This is a genomic window from Janthinobacterium sp. TND4EL3 (genome assembly GCF_900156175.1).
Lineage (GTDB): Bacteria > Pseudomonadota > Gammaproteobacteria > Burkholderiales > Burkholderiaceae_D > Janthinobacterium.
In genome coordinates this window covers 42,524-57,980 of the sequence record NZ_FTMV01000005.1, presented here as the reverse complement: position 1 = coordinate 57,980, position 15,457 = coordinate 42,524, and the positions used below count along the sequence as shown (strand labels likewise).

The 15,457-nt window shown below is 66.0% G+C and carries 13 protein-coding genes; 2 read left to right on the top strand and 11 right to left on the bottom strand.

All coding sequences use genetic code 11. The features are described from left to right. Positions 1–6 precede the first annotated feature (6 nt). The 10 genes from BXA07_RS10075 to ybaK all read right to left on the bottom strand — a co-directional run bounded on the left by BXA07_RS10075 (position 7) and on the right by ybaK (position 10,307). A complete protein-coding gene (locus BXA07_RS10075; protein WP_076567796.1) occupies positions 7–987 on the bottom strand; it encodes a 3-oxoacyl-[acyl-carrier-protein] synthase III C-terminal domain-containing protein in 981 nt (326 codons plus the stop codon). Positions 988–1,144: 157 nt separating this feature from the next. Beyond that, a complete protein-coding gene (locus BXA07_RS10070) occupies positions 1,145–2,053 on the bottom strand; it encodes an ion transporter (protein ID WP_076567794.1) in 909 nt (302 codons plus the stop codon). A 79-nt stretch (positions 2,054–2,132) separates the two neighbouring features. Beyond that, positions 2,133–3,884, bottom strand: a complete 1,752-nt coding sequence (locus tag BXA07_RS10065) for a cation:proton antiporter domain-containing protein (protein ID WP_076567792.1) — start codon at positions 3,882–3,884, stop codon at positions 2,133–2,135. Positions 3,885–3,991: 107 nt separating this feature from the next. Continuing rightward, a complete protein-coding gene (locus tag BXA07_RS10060; RefSeq protein WP_076567790.1) occupies positions 3,992–5,236 on the bottom strand; it encodes a metal-dependent hydrolase in 1,245 nt (414 codons plus the stop codon). 62 nt (positions 5,237–5,298) lie between these two features. Further along, on the bottom strand, positions 5,299–6,960 hold the full coding sequence (locus BXA07_RS10055; RefSeq protein ID WP_076567788.1) for a GDYXXLXY domain-containing protein: 1,662 nt from the start codon (positions 6,958–6,960) through the stop codon (positions 5,299–5,301). After that, entirely contained in the window at positions 6,957–7,916 is a 960-nt protein-coding gene (locus BXA07_RS10050; RefSeq protein WP_076567786.1) for a DUF2157 domain-containing protein, read from the bottom strand. The genes BXA07_RS10055 and BXA07_RS10050 overlap by 4 nt, the downstream gene beginning before the upstream one ends. A gap of 34 nt (positions 7,917–7,950) precedes the next feature. Continuing rightward, a complete protein-coding gene (locus BXA07_RS10045) occupies positions 7,951–8,241 on the bottom strand; it encodes a DUF427 domain-containing protein (protein WP_076567784.1) in 291 nt (96 codons plus the stop codon). A 70-nt stretch (positions 8,242–8,311) separates the two neighbouring features. Further along, positions 8,312–8,983: a DsbA family oxidoreductase gene (locus BXA07_RS10040; RefSeq protein ID WP_076567782.1), complete on the bottom strand. Its 672-nt coding sequence runs from the start codon at positions 8,981–8,983 to the stop codon at positions 8,312–8,314. A 90-nt stretch (positions 8,984–9,073) separates the two neighbouring features. Next, on the bottom strand, positions 9,074–9,718 hold the full coding sequence (gene plsY / locus BXA07_RS10035) for a glycerol-3-phosphate 1-O-acyltransferase PlsY (protein ID WP_244556236.1): 645 nt from the start codon (positions 9,716–9,718) through the stop codon (positions 9,074–9,076). 97 nt (positions 9,719–9,815) lie between these two features. Then, positions 9,816–10,307 carry a Cys-tRNA(Pro) deacylase gene (gene ybaK / locus BXA07_RS10030; RefSeq protein WP_076567779.1) on the bottom strand — a complete coding sequence of 164 codons (492 nt, stop codon included), beginning with the start codon at positions 10,305–10,307 and terminating at the stop codon, positions 9,816–9,818. A gap of 37 nt (positions 10,308–10,344) precedes the next feature. Between ybaK and BXA07_RS10025 the strand changes: the two genes are divergently transcribed. Continuing rightward, positions 10,345–11,325 carry an endonuclease/exonuclease/phosphatase family protein gene (locus tag BXA07_RS10025; protein ID WP_076567777.1) on the top strand — a complete coding sequence of 327 codons (981 nt, stop codon included), beginning with the start codon at positions 10,345–10,347 and terminating at the stop codon, positions 11,323–11,325. On the opposite strand, the gene BXA07_RS10020 is transcribed toward BXA07_RS10025, so the two are convergent. Continuing rightward, entirely contained in the window at positions 11,322–13,844 is a 2,523-nt protein-coding gene (locus BXA07_RS10020) for a sensor domain-containing protein (protein ID WP_076567775.1), read from the bottom strand. The two genes, BXA07_RS10025 and BXA07_RS10020, sit on opposite strands and share 4 nt — an antisense overlap. 380 nt (positions 13,845–14,224) lie before the next feature. On the opposite strand from BXA07_RS10020, the gene BXA07_RS10015 reads away from it, so the two are divergent. Next, positions 14,225–15,457, top strand: a complete 1,233-nt coding sequence (locus BXA07_RS10015; protein ID WP_076567774.1) for an efflux RND transporter periplasmic adaptor subunit — start codon at positions 14,225–14,227, stop codon at positions 15,455–15,457.

Genomic DNA, 15,457 nt, shown 5'->3' with positions numbered 1-15,457 from the left:
CCACCTTCACAGATCAAGAATCATGCCGCCTATGGTCAGGCCGGCGGCCGTGCCCATCATCAGCAAGCGCTGGCCCGCCACGGCCCGCCCCGTCATCACCGCCTCGTGCAGGGCCGTGGGCAGGGACGCGGCCACCTGGTTGCCGTGCGTTTCAAAGATCTTGATGATTTTAGCATCGGGAACGTCGAGGATGCGCGCCGCATGCGCGAGCCCCAGGGGGCTGGCCTGGTGCGGCACGACCACATCGACTTTTTCCAGCCCGGCGCCCGATTCCAGCATGAGTTCCTCCAGGAAATCCGGCATCACCTTGACGGCCAGGCGGAACACGGCCTTGCCATCCATGCGGAACAGGTAGTCGCCCGGCTCACAGCCGTTGCGCGGGTTGCGCTCGGTGCCGCCGCCGCGGATTTCGCAGTAGCGCCGCCCTTCCGGATACGTGCCCATCTTGTAGGCGCGGATGCCGGCGCTGCCGTCGCCCCGCTCGACGATGACGGCGGCGGCGCCGTCGCCGAAGATCATCGACGCTTCCGGCTCGCTCCAGTCGACCCCGCGCGAGGCGAGATCGGACGAAACGATGGCGATGCGCCGGTAGGCGCCGCCGGCCAGCATGGACGCGGCCACGCGGAAGGCGGCCATGAAGCTGAGGCAGCTGGCGTTGACGTCGAAGCTTTGCGTGCCTGGCGGCAAGCCGGCGTGTTCGGCAACAAAACACGCCGTGTTCGGCAAGGCCTGTTCGGGCACGCCGTTGGCGCAGATCAGGAGGTCGATGTCGGCCGGGCCCAGGCTGGCATTTTGCAGCGCGTCGCGCAGGGCGGCGGCGCCCAGCTGGCTTTGCGATTCGTCGGGCGCGGCGACGAAGCGCGACAGCACGCCGCTCTTGCGCAGGGTGTAGCCGGGCGGGTGGCCCAGTTTCAGGTCCAGGCTGGCGGAGGTGACACTGTGCGACGGTACGGCTTTACCCGTCGCGATCAGGCGAACTGGAATCATGTCAGCTTTTATAAGTTAGTGCGCCAAGGCGCAAAAGACGCCTGATGCCGCCAGCTGCGCGGCGCGGTTTGCGGCCTCCGATGCTCGCCGTGCATGCGCACGGCTCGACGTCTCGGCCACAACCCGCATCCGCTCGCTGCGGTGGCATCCGGCGAGGTTAATCGAGTGCCAGCGGCGGCAGTTTGACGCCGCAGTTCTTGCAGAAGTTGGCGTCGTCATCGAGCCCTTCTTTCAGGCAAGTGGGGCAGGTACGCGTGGTCACCAGCTTGGAACTGCGCTGTACCGTCATTTCCGCGCTGATAATGCCGGTAGGCACTGCCAGGATGCCCCAGCCCAGCAACATCATCATCGAGGCGATCGCGCGGCCGAAGTCGGTCTTCGGCGTGATATCGCCAAAGCCCACTGTCGTCATGGTGCTGATGGCCCAGTATATCGACGTGGGAATACTGCTGTAACCGTTCTCCGGCCCCTCCACGACATACATCACAGTACCAAGCAGGAAAACCACCATCATGACAAAAGACAAGAAAATGAGGATCTTGCGCCGGCTCGACAGCAGGGCCCGCCCCAGCAGCGTATATTCATGCACATACGAGGTCAGCTTGAGGATACGGAACATGCGCAGCAGGCGCAGGATGCGCACGTCGATCAGCACGTGCGCGCCCGGCAACAGCAAGCCGATGTAGGTCGGCACGATGGCCAGCAAGTCGATAATGCCGAAGAAACTCTTGGCGTAGCGCACCGGGTGCTGCAGGCACGACAGGCGGGCGAAATATTCGATGGTAAACAGAATGGTGAAAAACCATTCGAGCGCCGTCAGCCAGGCGCCGTAGCGCTCCGCCACCGAGGCGACACTGCTGAGTACGACCACGGTCACGCTGATCAGGATGGCGGCGATCAGCGCCAGGTCGAAGGCGCGGCCCGTGCGCGTCTCCGCCTCGAAAATGACGGTGTACATCTTTTCGCGCCAGCCCCGCTCGGGCTTGCCAAATTTCTGTTGCGTTTCCTGCGCGGCAATTTGCTGCGGCGTCAACGGGGCCGCCCCGCTCTTCGTCGCGGCTTTCATGTGGTTAGTGTGCTCATATACTATTATTGTATAGATAATTGACAAAGCACGGCGACACGCACGTTTGCAACGGTTTTCGCTAGGGCAATTTTTTCGCCAGCAACACGGCATTGCGCCGGTCGCGCTCGGCCTGCACGATGTCCGCCGTGCGCGCTTCCGACAGGCCCACCTCGTGCAACACGGTGGCCGTCAGCTGCAGCGCCGATTCCAGCGCCTCGGGCACGACCAGGGTGGCGCCCGCCTGTATCAGGGCCACCGCATGCGCCTCGTCGCGGGCGCGCGCATACACGGGCAGCTGCGGATATTCGCGGCGGATCGATTTCACGGCGTGCAGCACGGATGCCGCATGGTCCATGGTCAGCACCACGGCTGCGGCCCGGTCCGCATTGACCTTTTGCAACAGTTCGGCGCGCGACGCGTCGCCGAAATACACGGGAAAGCCGCGCGGATGCAGGGTCGTCACCAGGCGCGCATCGTTTTCGATGGCCACATACGCGATATCCTGTTCCGTCAATACCTTGGCCAGCAACTGCCCCACCCGGCCGAAACCGGCGATGATGACGGTGCTGCCCTGCGGCGGCGGCGCGCCATGCGCCAGGTCGGCCATCTGATGGTGGTGGCGTTTTTCCCACCAGTTGCCGAAACCGCGCGCCGCCTTGGCCAGCGCCGGCGTGGCAAACAGGCTCAGGCCCACCACCAGCATGACGAACTGCGCCACCTGCGGGCCGATCAGTTTCGTGCCCAGCGCATACGCGACGACGATGAAGGCGAATTCGCCGCCCTGCCCCAGCAGCACGCCCGTTTCCACGGCGCGCCCCCAGTGAAAGCCGCCGAGGCGGAAAATCACGCTGATGACGAGGGTTTTCACCGCAAACAGGCTCAGCACGGCCAAGGGAATCAGGACCGGCGACTTGAGGATTTCGCGCACGTCGATCTGCATGCCCACCGACATGAAGAACAGGCCCATCAGCAAGCCCTTGAACGGTTCGATCGTCACTTCCACTTCGTGACGGAATTCCGTTTCCGCCAGCAGCAAGCCGGCCAGCAGGGCACCCAGCGCCATCGACAGGCCCGCCAGGTACGTCAGGCCCGCGATGCCCAGGGTACTGAGCAGTGTCAAGGCCATGAACACGTCGGGCTGGCGTTTCTTGACGAAAAACTGGAACAGCGGACGGATCACGCGGCGCCCCAGCAGATAAATCAGCAGGATGGCGCCGGCCGATTTCACGGCCGCAAAGCTGAGCAGGTAAGCCAGGTCGTCGCTGCGCCCGCTGGCGAACACGTCGATCAGGATGAACAGCGGCACCACCATCAGATCCTGGAACATCAGAATGGAAAAGCCCGCCTGGCCGGCCGGGGTCTGCAGGGAGCGCTGGTCGGTGAGCAGCTGCATCACCACGGCCGTGGACGACAGCGACAATACCAGGCCCAGCACGATGGACGCTTCCAGCGACAGGCCAAAGTAATACGCGACGGCGCCGATCAGGCAGGCGCTGACGGCCACCTGCCCTACGCCCGCGCCGAACACCCAGCGCCGCAGCGCCCACAGCCGTTCCGTGGACAGCTCCAGGCCGATCATGAACATCAAGAACATCACGCCCAGCTCGGCCAGTCCGCTGACCTGCTCGGCGCGCACGAACGAAAAATACGTCAGCCACGGGAAGTCGCCGGCCCACAGGCCGAAGCCGAACGGGCCGAACAGGGCGCCGACGGCGAGGAAGCCGAGGACCTGGTTGACCTTCAGGCGTTGTAATAGCGGAATGAAAATCCCGGCCAGGGCCAGAAACAGCAGGGTTTCCCGCAGATACGGTAAGGCGTGTTGCTCTTCCAAAATAATCCTAACTTAATGATATCTATGCCGAATTGATAATTGTCGCATGCTGGACCACGGCGAAGCAGGCCCACGCACGATATTTTTTCCACAAGGCAACATTGCCCTTACCTGCCATCCTCTTGCGGCACCGCCAGCATGTCCGCGCGCGGGCGGTCCCAGCCCGGCACGTAGGCGGGACACGGCCGGCTGCGGAACTGCTGCAGTTCCACAGTCGTAAAATTGGGCAGCATGCCGGGGTTGAAACGCACGTCCGTCAGCTTGTTGGCGTTAAGCCGGGGCATGCGGGCAAAACGGAACCAGGCGTCGACATAGCAATTGTCTTCCTGCAAAGCGCGCAAGGCGGCCAGGCTGCCCGCCGCCTGGGCCGATACGGCAATGCCGGGCGCCAGTTGCCGGCCCTGCTTGCTCATTTCCGCCAGGCCGGCCGGGCAGGCGGCGGGCGCCAGCGATGCGGGCAGCAGGCTCAGGGTGCCGCGCCGCAGCGTGTACACGTCCGTCTTGCTGTCGAGCGACACATAGATCCAGCACAATGGATTGCTGGGAAATGCCGTCATCGCCACGTCCCACACGCGCGTGCCAGGGTCCAGCCGCTGCACGGCCGCCTCGATGCGGCTGCGGCCGATGGCCGACGCCACACCCTGCGTGCCGATGAAGGTGGCGGCCAGCGCAAAGGCCAGCAGCAGCGGTCCCCGCCCCCGCTCGCCGGCCCGTCCTTGCAGCACGGCCAGCGCCACGCCCAGCCCCAGCAAGATGGACAGCGAGGCGGGTGCCAGATAGGTTTTATAGGTGAAGTAACACAGGGCCGCCGCCAATCCCGCCAGCAGCACGCTTTTGACGATGCCGTAGCGCATGGACATGATCACGGGCACGCCCAGCAGCACCCAGAACATGGGCTCGACAATAAAGACCATGTCGCCATACAGCCAGCGGCTGTTGAAGGGATAGAAAGGGTGCAAGCCATAGGAATTGAGGAAATCCATGCCCATGTGCAAGCAAAAGCCCAGCAGCACGCAAGCCGCCAGGCCGATGCGGGCAGGCACGCTGTCTTTCAGCAGCCGGCGCGCGCCGGGCCACAGCAGCCACAGCAGGGCCAGCAACAACAGCGCCTGCGGCAAGGCCAGCAGCAAGGTATGCGTATGGCCGCGGTGGTGCAGCATGTAGCCGAAGGGGCGCGGCAGCAGCCTGGTCAGCACCAGGTCCAGGTCGGGCGCATTGCTGGCAAACCAGGCCGAAAACAAAAACAGCGCGCGCCGGGTGCGCTGGGCGGGGAGCTGCGGCTCGGGCGGCAGGCTGCGGTGTACCAGTTCGCCGACCCCAAGGCCGATGACCGAATGCGTAATATTATCCATCGGGCAATTTTACAGGATGGCCGCCCTGGCGCGCTCTTGCACCACTACTTGCGCTACGACGTCTACAGCTTTTCCAGCTCCGGGCCACGCATGCCCACCAGTAAGGCCCGGCCATCGGGCAGGACGCGGAATTCGCCGTAACGGGCCTTTTCCCAGTGCGCCGCCTCGCCTTCCTTGAAGAACCAGGCATCGCTGACGAGCACCCAGTTGCCATCCTTCGGCGTCAGTTCGAGCAGCAATTCGCCGGGCGCCAGCGCCTCTTTGGTGTACGGGCGCAGCAGTTCGGCCACGCCGCGCGCATCGCGCCTGGCCACGACCAGGGGCCGGCCCGGCGCCCTGTCCACGCTGGCCAGGGTGTTCAAGACGCCGAGGCCCTGGAAATTGAGGCGCATGTAATCGCCCTGCATCAGCGAACGGGGATCGACGGGCGCCAGTTCCACGAACACAGGCTCGCCCTTGGCAATCAGCTGCTCCTTCTGCCAGATGCCGCCATTGGCGACGAGCAACACCAGCAGCAAGCCGCCCAGCGCGCCCAGGCGCAAGAAGCGGGGTTCGACCGCCACGCCCGCCGGCGTGCTTTCCACCAGGTGCAGCACGGCGCCGCGCGTGGCCAGCCACGACAGCGCGCACAGCAGCGCGCCGGCCACGGCCAGCAGCGCCGCCTTGCTGGCCAGCGGCCAGGCCAGCTGGTAATAAAAGCTGCCGATGACCCACGCCGCCGCCAGCGCGGCGGCCACGGCCACGCGCGTGCGCCCGCTCGTCAGGCAATAGGCGAGGATCAGCAGCAAGGGTCCCAGCGCCGGCATGAACCAGGACAGCACGATCAGCACCAAGCCCACGCCGATGGCGGGCAACTGGCGCAACGCCGGCCAGCGCCAGCCCGTCCAGGCGGCGGCCGCCGTGGCCAGCACGAGCGATACACCGTTCAAGGCTTGCGCATACCAGGTGCCGGCCTGGTGGCGGGCCACTTCGCGCGCCACTTCGCCCGTGAAACCGCCGCCCAGCACACCGCCCAGCATGAAGATCATGCCCGACCAGAAGACCAGCCCCAGCAAGATGGCCAGTACCCACCCCGTCGACAGCGATTCCAGAAAGGCGGCGATGGGCGCGCCGCGCCCGTCGTTGAACGCCTGCTTTTGCAGCCAGTGGACGGCCAGCCAGCATGCGAGGGCCAGCAGCCATGCCAGGTACAGCTGCGTGGGGTCGTTCGCGAAAATCCAGTCACGCCCGCTGTCGACGATGCCCAGCGCCAGCAAGCCGCAGGCAACCACGCCCAGCAGCACGCGCAGCCAGTCGCGCGGCAAGGCGGCGGCCACCAGCAGGCACGCCAGACACAGCAGCAAGGAAGCCATCTGTGCCGACCAGTCGCGGAACAGCGCATAGCCGAGCAAGCCGCCGCCCACCAGCAGGCAGGGCACGGCCAGTTGCTCGACGAACAACGCCACGCCGCGCGCGCGGATCAGCAGCACGGCTGCCACCAGCACGATGGCGGCCACGACATACGCGCCGGGACCGTGGCGCACGATACTTTCCAGGCCCACGCCCAGCGCCACGACGAGGGGAATGGCGGCCAGCCAGGCGCCGAAGGCCGTCATCAGCACCAGCGGCCACGGCCGCACGTCCTGCTCGGGACGCGCCACGCCAGCCGGCAGCAGGCCGGCGCGCGTGGCGTCGTCGATCAGGGTGGCGAGCGCATCGGCCCGCTGACTGTTGATATTGCTCATGCCGCCTCCTGGCGCGTGCGCCACAAAATGCCTTGCACGGTCAGCGCCAGCAGCATGGCAGCGGCCAGGCCCAGCATGACCAGCTTGCCGACACCATCGCCACCGCCGCTAAGCAGGGTGCGCGCCAGGCCACCCACCAGCAGGGTGTTGACGCCCAGCGCCACGGCGCTCAGGCCGAACACGTCAAAGAACTGACGCAGGGCCAGCAAGGCGCCGGCGACGGCCAGCAAGGCCAGCCCTGCCCAGTACGGCGAACCGACCTCGCTGCCGAACAGGGCGGTGACGGCCGTGCCCGTGATGAGGATGGTGGCCAGTACCAGGCCCAGGCGCAAGGCCCAGACGCCCGCGCCCGTCCAGCGCGCCATTAGCGGCGACACGAACGCGCATGCGAGCAGCACGGCCAGCCAGCCGCTGACGAAAATGGACAGGTCGGCCGAATCGATGCGCCAGCTGTGGTGCGCATGCGCCTGCATCCACAGGGTGGCGGCCATCGCGAAGATCAACATCCACGGCGTCCACAGCACGTCGCTGCGCGCGACCAGGCACAGCGGCAACGCCAGCACGGCCCACAGGGCGAACAATTGCCATGGATCGGCGCCCGTCTGGTAGGTCTGGCCGAAATACGCGAACAGGCCGCCAATAGCCAGCACTGCCACCAGCAGCAGGGGCACGCGGGCCTTGGGGACGGCGAACGCCCCGACGCAGGCGGCGGCCAGCACTCCTTGCAACAGGGCAAAACGCCCCATGCGGCCCAGGTCTTCCCAGTTGGCGGCCACCCAGAAAATCAGGCCCATGCCCAGCAAGGCGGCGCCCAGCACGGCCACGCCGCGCGGCAGCCAGTAGGCCAGGCGCGCCGGTTCGCGCTGGAAGCCGGCCACCTCCTGCAACTGCCGGGTTTGTTGGGCGTCGAGCGCATGGGCCGAGGCGAGCTGGTACACGGCGAGGCGTAGATCCATCGTCTGCTTTCTGTGTGAATGGTGGGGAAATGGGTCAGCGCTCGACGCTGACGCCGCGCCAGAAGGCGACGTGGCCGGCAATTTGCTTGGCCGCATCCTTGGGCTGGGCGTAATACCAGGCCGCGTTGGCGTTCGTCTGGCCATCGACGACGACGTCGTAGTAGCTGGCCGTGCCCTTCCACGGGCAGATGCTGGTGTGGCTGCTGGGATGCAGATAGGCCTGCGTCACCGCCGACAAAGGAAAATACACATTGTTTTCAACGATTTGCACCTGATCGTCGGCAGCGTGCGCGATGACGGCGCCATTCCAGCTGGCTGTTGGCATTTGACTATCCTCCCTCTGCGCCGAGTGTAGCCGAAAATGCCCGCCATGGCGCGCGCCATTGGCGCCCGGATCAGTCGCCGGTAATGATCTGGCGCAAGGCTTGTTCAAACACTTCGGGCGGCTGGCCGCCGGAAATCAGGTGGCGCTCGTTGATGATGACGGCAGGCACGGAATTGATGCCGTTCTGCTGGTAGAAGCGCTCCTGCGCGCGTACCTCGTCCGCATAGGCATCGGACGCCAATACTTCGGCCGCTTTCGCCGTATCGAGGCCCACGTCGCCCGCGACTTGCAGCAGCACGGCGTGCGAGGACGGGTCCTTGCCCTGCGTGAAGTAGGCGTCGAACAGCGCCATCTTGAGCGCCTTCTGGCGCCCTTGCAGGCCGGCCCAGTGCAGCAGCCGGTGCGCATCGAAGGTGTTGTAGATGCGCCCGCGCTTGTCCATGGAGAAGGTAAAGCCCAGCTGCTCGCCGCGCGCGCGGATCGCTTCGCGCGACTGCGCCATCTGTTCCGGGGTGGAGCCGTATTTGCGGGCGATGTGTTCGCCCACATCCTCGCCTTCGGGCGGCATGTTCGCGTTCAGCTCGAAGGGCTGGAAGTGGATGTCGGCCTGGACGGTGCCGTCCAGCTTGGCCAGCGCCTGCTCCAGCGATTTCAGGCCGATCACGCACCAGGGGCAGGAAACGTCGGAAACGAAATCGATACGGAGGGGAACGGGTGTGGCGGAGGAGGTGGAAACGGTCATGGTGGGCAGCCTTTGCGCGAGTCGGTGGCGGCCGCACCGCGCGGCGCCGCAAGCACAGCATATGCGTGCGGGCCGCGGGAAATCAAGCGCTTACTTTTTCTTGACGGGCGCCTTGGCCGCATCCTTCTTGCCGCCGATCTTGCTTTCTTTACCAGAGAGCAAGTTCGCGATGTTCTGGCTGTGGCGGTAGGCCAGCAGCACGCTCATGATGATGACGGCCAGCAAGATGGGGTCGACGCCGAACAGCAAGCCATAGTAAAACGGCGCGAACAGGGCCGCCACCAGCGCTGCCAGCGAGGAATAGCGAAACGCGTAGGCGATGATCAGCCAGGTGGCCAAGGTCGCCAGGCCCAGCCACGGATTGATGCCCAGCAGCACACCGAGGGCCGTGGCCACGCCCTTGCCGCCGACGAAGCGGAAGAACACGGGCCACAGATGGCCGAGGAAGACGGCGATGGCCACCAGGGCCACGGCCGTGTCGCCCACGCCCAGCGCGCTGGCAAAATGGTCGGCCAGGAACACGGCCAGCCAGCCCTTGGCGCCGTCGCCCAGCAGGGTCATGATGGCGGCGCCCTTGTTGCCGCTGCGCAGCACATTGGTGGCGCCCGGATTCTTCGAGCCATAGGTGCGCGGATCGGCAATGCCGTAGACCTTGCTCATCACCACGGCAAACGATATCGAGCCGAGCAAGTAAGCGGCCACTGTCATTGCCACGGTTGTGATTACTGGATTCATTTCTTCCCTTTATTGTGTTTATTACACCAGCATCAAGGCTGGCGCAGCAGAATATACACCAGCGTCCAGTCCAGGGACAGGGTGGCGTCTGGTTTTCTTAATCCTGCAGCGCGCACTGCACCGGCTTGGCCTTGAGCAAGTCGAGCAATACCCGGGGCGCCAGCGAGACGAGAAAACCGCGCCGCCCGCCATTGATGTAGATGCGCGGCAATTCCAGGATGGACGCTTCCACGTAGACGGGCATGGCCTTCTTCGTGCCGAACGGCGAGGTGCCGCCAATCATGTAGCCGGAATGGCGCTGCGCCACCTCGGGCTTGCACGGCTCGACGGATTTGCAGCCGATGCCGCGCGCCAGGTTCTTGGTCGATACCTTGCAATCGCCATGCATGAGCACGATCAGCGGCTTGGCCGCCTCGTCCTGCATCACCAGGGTCTTGATCACCGCATGTTCCGGCACCCCCAGCTCGCGCGCCGAGACGCTGGTGCCGCCGTGTTCTTCATACGGATACGGGTGTTCTTCGAAGGAAACTTGATGCTTGCGCAGCAGCTGCGTCGCCTGGGTTTCGGAAATATGCTCTTTTTTAGCCATGCGTGATACGCTGATCGTTCAGTGAGGAGTCCTAATTATGCAGCAAGAAATCCGCTTTGCCACCTTCAATGTCTGCAACCTGGCCCCCGCCGGGACGAAATTGTATGACAACCTGGAACCGTTGAGCCCCGCGCAATACGAAGCCAAGGCGGAGTGGACGGCGCGGCAGATCGATTTGCTCGACGCGGACGTCATCGGTTTCCAGGAAATTTTCTCGCAGGCGGCCCTGCGCGACGTGCTGTCGCGCACGCGCCGCTACCGTGAAGCCGTACAGGCGGGCTATGATGCGGCGGACGCGGCCGGGCGCATGCTGCCCACGGTGGCGCTGGTCTCGCGTTTGCCCCTGGCCGGCCCCGGCGTGGCCCATGCGGACTTTCCCGCAGGGATCAGCCTGCCAGCCGACGCCAGCGACGACAATCCCTGCCGCTTCGCCCGCGCGCCGCTGCATGTGCAGGTGATGTTGCCCGGCGGACAACTGACGGACGTGGTGGTGCTGCATCTGAAGTCGCGCCGGCCCGACTACCGCCATGGCGAGGGCAGCGACGCGCTCGCTTACGCGCTGGCCAACCTGCGCTCGCTGCAGCGGCGCGGCGCGGAAGCCGTGGCCCTGCGCGTGCTGGTCAGCGAGCTGGGCCGCAGCGGCCGTCCGCGCATCGTGCTGGGCGACTTCAACGACATCGCCAATGCCGTCACGACGTCCATCGTCATGGGCGCGGGCGCGCCGTGCGAACCGCAAGGCGTCAGGCCGGAAATGCGCGAACGCCTGTACGACGCCAACGCCATCGCCCTGCGCCAGGATGCGGCGCGCCACGCGGGCTACACGAATATCCACGACAGCGCCTACATGACGATCGACCACATCCTCGTTTCCGAACACTTCCACCCCGCCTCGCCGCGCGCCATCGGCGCCGTGCTCGACGTGAACTACCTGAACGACCATTTGCTGCTGGGTCTGCCGCATGCCTCCGACCATGGCCAGGTCTTGATGCGCGTCAAACTGCTGGGCAATATTGATTAATTCAGCAACGTCGCCTGCGCACTGCCTTCGACTTGCGCGCTGGCATGGCGCCCCTGGTATTGCTGGCAGCCCTGCGCCTGCAGATACGCCAGCTGCAGCGGCGTTTCCACGCCTTCGGCGATCACCGTCAGGTGCAGTTCGCGCGCCATGGCGATGATGGTGGCGGCCACGGCCGCGTCGGCGGCGCCATCCACCGCACCCGGCAGGAAAGAGGGGGCGATCTTGAGTTTATCCACCGGATACTGGCGCAGATTGGCCAGGCGCGAGTAACCTGTGCCGAAGTCGTCTATGGCCAGCCGCACGCCCAGCGCGCGCAGCTGCGCCAGCTCGTCGGCGAGGCGCACGCCGCCCTGCATCAGCAGCGCTTCCGTCACCTCCAGTTCCAGCCAGGCAGCTGGCAGCCCCGACACGTGCAGCGCTTGCTGCACGCTGTCGAGCAAATGATTGCGCAGGCATTGCGCCGCCGCCAGGTTCACGGACACCCACCAGGCTTGCCCTGCGTCGTGCCAGGCGCGGGCGCGCAGGCACGCATGCTGCAGCACCCAGTTGCCAATCGACACCATCAAGCCGCACTCCTCGGCCACGGCGAGGAAGCGTTCGGGCGCCAGCACGCCCAGCTGCGGATGGCGCCAGCGCAACAAGGCTTCCGCGCCAACGATCTCGCCGCTGGCCACGTCAAGCGCGGGCTGGCATTCCAGCACGAACTCGTCGCGCCCCAGCGCGGCCCGCAAGCCCTGCTCCAGGCCCGCACGCTCGAGTATCCGCGCATGCATGTCGGCGTTGAAAAACTGGAAATTGTTGCGCCCGCCTTCCTTGGCGTGGTACATGGCGACGTCGGCGTTGTGCACGAGGGTGTCGATGGAGTCGCCGTCGCTGGGGAAGATGGCCACGCCGATCGATGCGGACACCTGCAGCTCGTAGCCGCCCAGCTGGTAGGGCTGCGTGACGGCGTGCAGCAGGCTGGCCGCCACATGCGCCGCCTGGTCGATGCCGCCCACTTCGGCCAGGATGATGACGAATTCGTCGCCGCCATGGCGGCTGACGGTGTCGACGCCGCGCACGCAGCGCACCAGGCGCCGCGCCACCTCCTTGAGCAGCAAGTCGCCCACGTGGTGGCCCATGCTGTCATTGATGTGCTTGAAGTGATCGAGATCCAGGTACAGGATGGCCAGCATGCTCTGCTTGCGCCGCGCGGCCGCCAGCGCCAGCGACAGCCGGTCCAGCAGCAGCACCCGGTTCGGCAAGTCGGTCAGGAAATCGTGCTCGGCCAGGTGGCGCGTGTGCTCCTCATGCTTCTTGCGTTCGCTGATGTCGCTGAGGATGGCCATGTAGTTGCTCAGTTGCCCTTGAGAATCACGGATGGCCGTCAGCGACAGCCAGGCCGGATAGCGCTCGCCTCCCTTGCGCTGGGCCACGATATCGCCCTGCCAATAACCGTTCGCGTCGACCTCCTGCCACACGTGCGCGAACAGCGCCGGCGCCTCCGCTTCCGCGCCGTGCGGGACGAAGGGCTTGCCCAGCATGTCATCCGGGCTATAGCCGCTGATCTCGCTGTACGCGGGGTTCATGCTGACGACGCTTTGCTGCGGGTCCATCACGACGATGGCTTCGCGCGCGTGTTCCACCACTTGCGCCGACAGGTGCCACGCCTGCTCGGCCAGTTTGCGAGAAGAAATATCGCGGATCACGGCGTAAAACAGATAGCTATGGTCGAGCGTGACGGAAGTGAGCAGCACTTCGCCCCAGAACAATTCCCCCAGGCAAGTCTGATAGCGCCAGTCGTAGCGGCAGTTGCCGTCCGCGTGGGCCTGCGCCGCCAGCTGCGTGCCGCGCAAGGCCGACAGTTCGCCATCGGGCTGGCGCAGCGGCGAAAAATCGCTGAGGCGGCGTCCCAGCAGCCGGGGCCGGTCTTCGCATTGAAACAGGGCGATGGCGGCCGGATTCGCCTCGGCGATGTATTCGTCGCGCAACAACACGATGGCGTCGGCGGACTTGTCGTACAACTGGCGGAAATTGTCGCCCATCAATAGCAGGGCGCCCTGCGCCGCGCCGTCCTGGCCGCTGGCCGTGATATCGATGTCGACGCACACCACTTGCCGCACGCGCCCGGATTCCATGACGGGAAACACGGTGGAATGGATGCAGCGCGGCGCGGCGCCATCGGTGCCAAGGCGCCACAGGCGCGCCGTGCGCGCCTTGCCGCTGTCCCAGACGGCCGCCAGTGCCGCATGGCCATCGTCGAACCCGCCCTGGCCTTGCGGCAAGGCGGCGGCCACGCCGGCCCAGGCCTGGCCCACGGCCAGCTCGGCCGGCACGCCATACAGGCGCGCCGCACCCGCGCTCCAGTAGCGCACGATGCCGTCGCGGTCGATGCCGCGCACGGCCATGCCGGGCGCCTGTTCGACGGCGGCAACGATGATGGACAGCAAATCGAGCGCCCTGGCGGCCTGCCCCGGCTCCGGCGCGGCGGCAAGCAAACGGCCCGGCGACGGGGCGGCTGCGGCAATCCGGTCTGACATCAGGCCCCCCGTTGCGCGGCCACACCGCAACCGGCGAACGAGCGGTCCGTCCGGTGGCGCAACCATCACTGCCATTCTTGCGCGCCGGCGAATCGGCTTATTGAGGATGCTCAAGCATCGGCGCATGCCGTATTGGTCCCCGGTCGGCGTTTTTTGCATTCCAGCCCCGTTTTTGTGCAATCTGTCGCACGGCGATGGCGGCCGGGCTTGAATCTTCCTAAAGTGGCAACATGCGCATCGTCGTGAACGGGCACAGCGGCAGGCGTGCCGTCTGCGGCCGCCACGGTGATGCGCTACCCGAATTCCCCCGGCCAGCGACTGGCCGGGTCCGCACCGAGACCTGGCGCCTAGCCCTCGCGCCGCCTCCATCGAAGAGTCCTATGAAAAACGAGACACTGCCACCGCCATCCCCCCTCGCAGCCAGGCGCAGCCGCCGCTGGCGCGCCCCTGTAGCGATCCTCGTCGTGCTGGGCCTGGCCGGCGGCGGCTGGACCATATTGCAATCAAAGCAACAAGCCGCCAAAGCCGCCGAACAGCAAGCCAGCAAGAAGAAGGAACAGGCCAAGACGCCCGTGCATGAACTGGCGCAGGGCGACGTGGCCGCCATCGACGCGCGCGCCCTCAGCATCAGCCTGCCCCTGTCCGGTTCGCTGGCGCCCGTGACCCAGGCCACCATCAAGGCCAAGGTCTCGGGCGTCATCCATGAAACCACCGTGCAGGAAGGCCAGAGCGTGGCGGCCGGGCAAATCCTCGTGCGCCTCGACGCGGCCGACCAGCGCGCCCGCCTGACGCAGCAGCAAGCCATGCTCGACGAAGCGCAGGCGCGCCTGTCGATGGCGGCCAAGAATGAAGCGAACAGCCAGGCGCTGCTCAAGCAAAAATACATTTCGCAGACGGCCTACGACACGACGCAAAACTCCGTCGACCTGGCGCGCGCCAGCGTCAAGTCCGCCGCCGCCATGCTCGACATCGCCCGGATCGCGCTGGCCGACACGGTGATCCGCGCCCCGATGGCCGGCATCGTCAGCAAGCGCCACCTGCAGGCGGGCGAAAAAGTCGCGCCCGACATGCCCGTCTACACCATCGTCAACCTGGCCCAGCTGACCCTGGAAGCGCCCGTACCCAGCGCGGAGATTCCCCGCATCAAGCTGGGCCAGGACGTGCGCTTCAAGGTTGACGGCTTCGGCGCGCGCGACTTCGCCGGCAAGGTCACGCGCATCAACCCCACCACCGAGAGCGGCTCGCGCGCCATGCTCGTCTACATCGCCGTCGACAATGGCGATGGCGCGCTGCGCGGCGGCATGTTCGCCAAGGGCAGCATCGTCACCGAGCGCTCGCCCGTGGCGCCGCTGGTGCCCTTGACGGCCGTGCGCAACGAAAAGCAGGGTCCCGTCGTGTATGCGCTGGTGAACAACAAGGTCGTCGCGCAGCCCGTCACCCTGGGACTGCGCAACGAGGATGAGGGCTACGCCGAGGTCAAGTCCGGCCTGGTGCCGGGCGCGAAAGTCATCATCGCCAAGCTCGATGGCGTGAAACCGGGCCACGGCGTGACCTTCGCCGCGCCCGCCACGGCACCTGCCGCGCCGGCGGCCGTGCTGGCACGGAAGGACTGA

Coding starts and splice junctions, on each gene's coding strand:
- BXA07_RS10075 (WP_076567796.1), bottom strand. CDS start 987: ATGATTCCAGTTCGCCTGATCGCGACGGGTAAAGCCGTACCGTCGCAC.
- BXA07_RS10070 (WP_076567794.1), bottom strand. CDS start 2,053: ATGAAAGCCGCGACGAAGAGCGGGGCGGCCCCGTTGACGCCGCAGCAA.
- BXA07_RS10060 (WP_076567790.1), bottom strand. CDS start 5,236: ATGGATAATATTACGCATTCGGTCATCGGCCTTGGGGTCGGCGAACTG.
- BXA07_RS10055 (WP_076567788.1), bottom strand. CDS start 6,960: ATGAGCAATATCAACAGTCAGCGGGCCGATGCGCTCGCCACCCTGATC.
- BXA07_RS10050 (WP_076567786.1), bottom strand. CDS start 7,916: ATGGATCTACGCCTCGCCGTGTACCAGCTCGCCTCGGCCCATGCGCTC.
- BXA07_RS10045 (WP_076567784.1), bottom strand. CDS start 8,241: ATGCCAACAGCCAGCTGGAATGGCGCCGTCATCGCGCACGCTGCCGAC.
- BXA07_RS10040 (WP_076567782.1), bottom strand. CDS start 8,983: ATGACCGTTTCCACCTCCTCCGCCACACCCGTTCCCCTCCGTATCGAT.
- plsY (WP_244556236.1), bottom strand. CDS start 9,718: ATGAATCCAGTAATCACAACCGTGGCAATGACAGTGGCCGCTTACTTG.
- ybaK (WP_076567779.1), bottom strand. CDS start 10,307: ATGGCTAAAAAAGAGCATATTTCCGAAACCCAGGCGACGCAGCTGCTG.
- BXA07_RS10025 (WP_076567777.1), top strand. CDS start 10,345: ATGCAGCAAGAAATCCGCTTTGCCACCTTCAATGTCTGCAACCTGGCC.
- BXA07_RS10020 (WP_076567775.1), bottom strand. CDS start 13,844: ATGTCAGACCGGATTGCCGCAGCCGCCCCGTCGCCGGGCCGTTTGCTT.
- BXA07_RS10015 (WP_076567774.1), top strand. CDS start 14,225: ATGAAAAACGAGACACTGCCACCGCCATCCCCCCTCGCAGCCAGGCGC.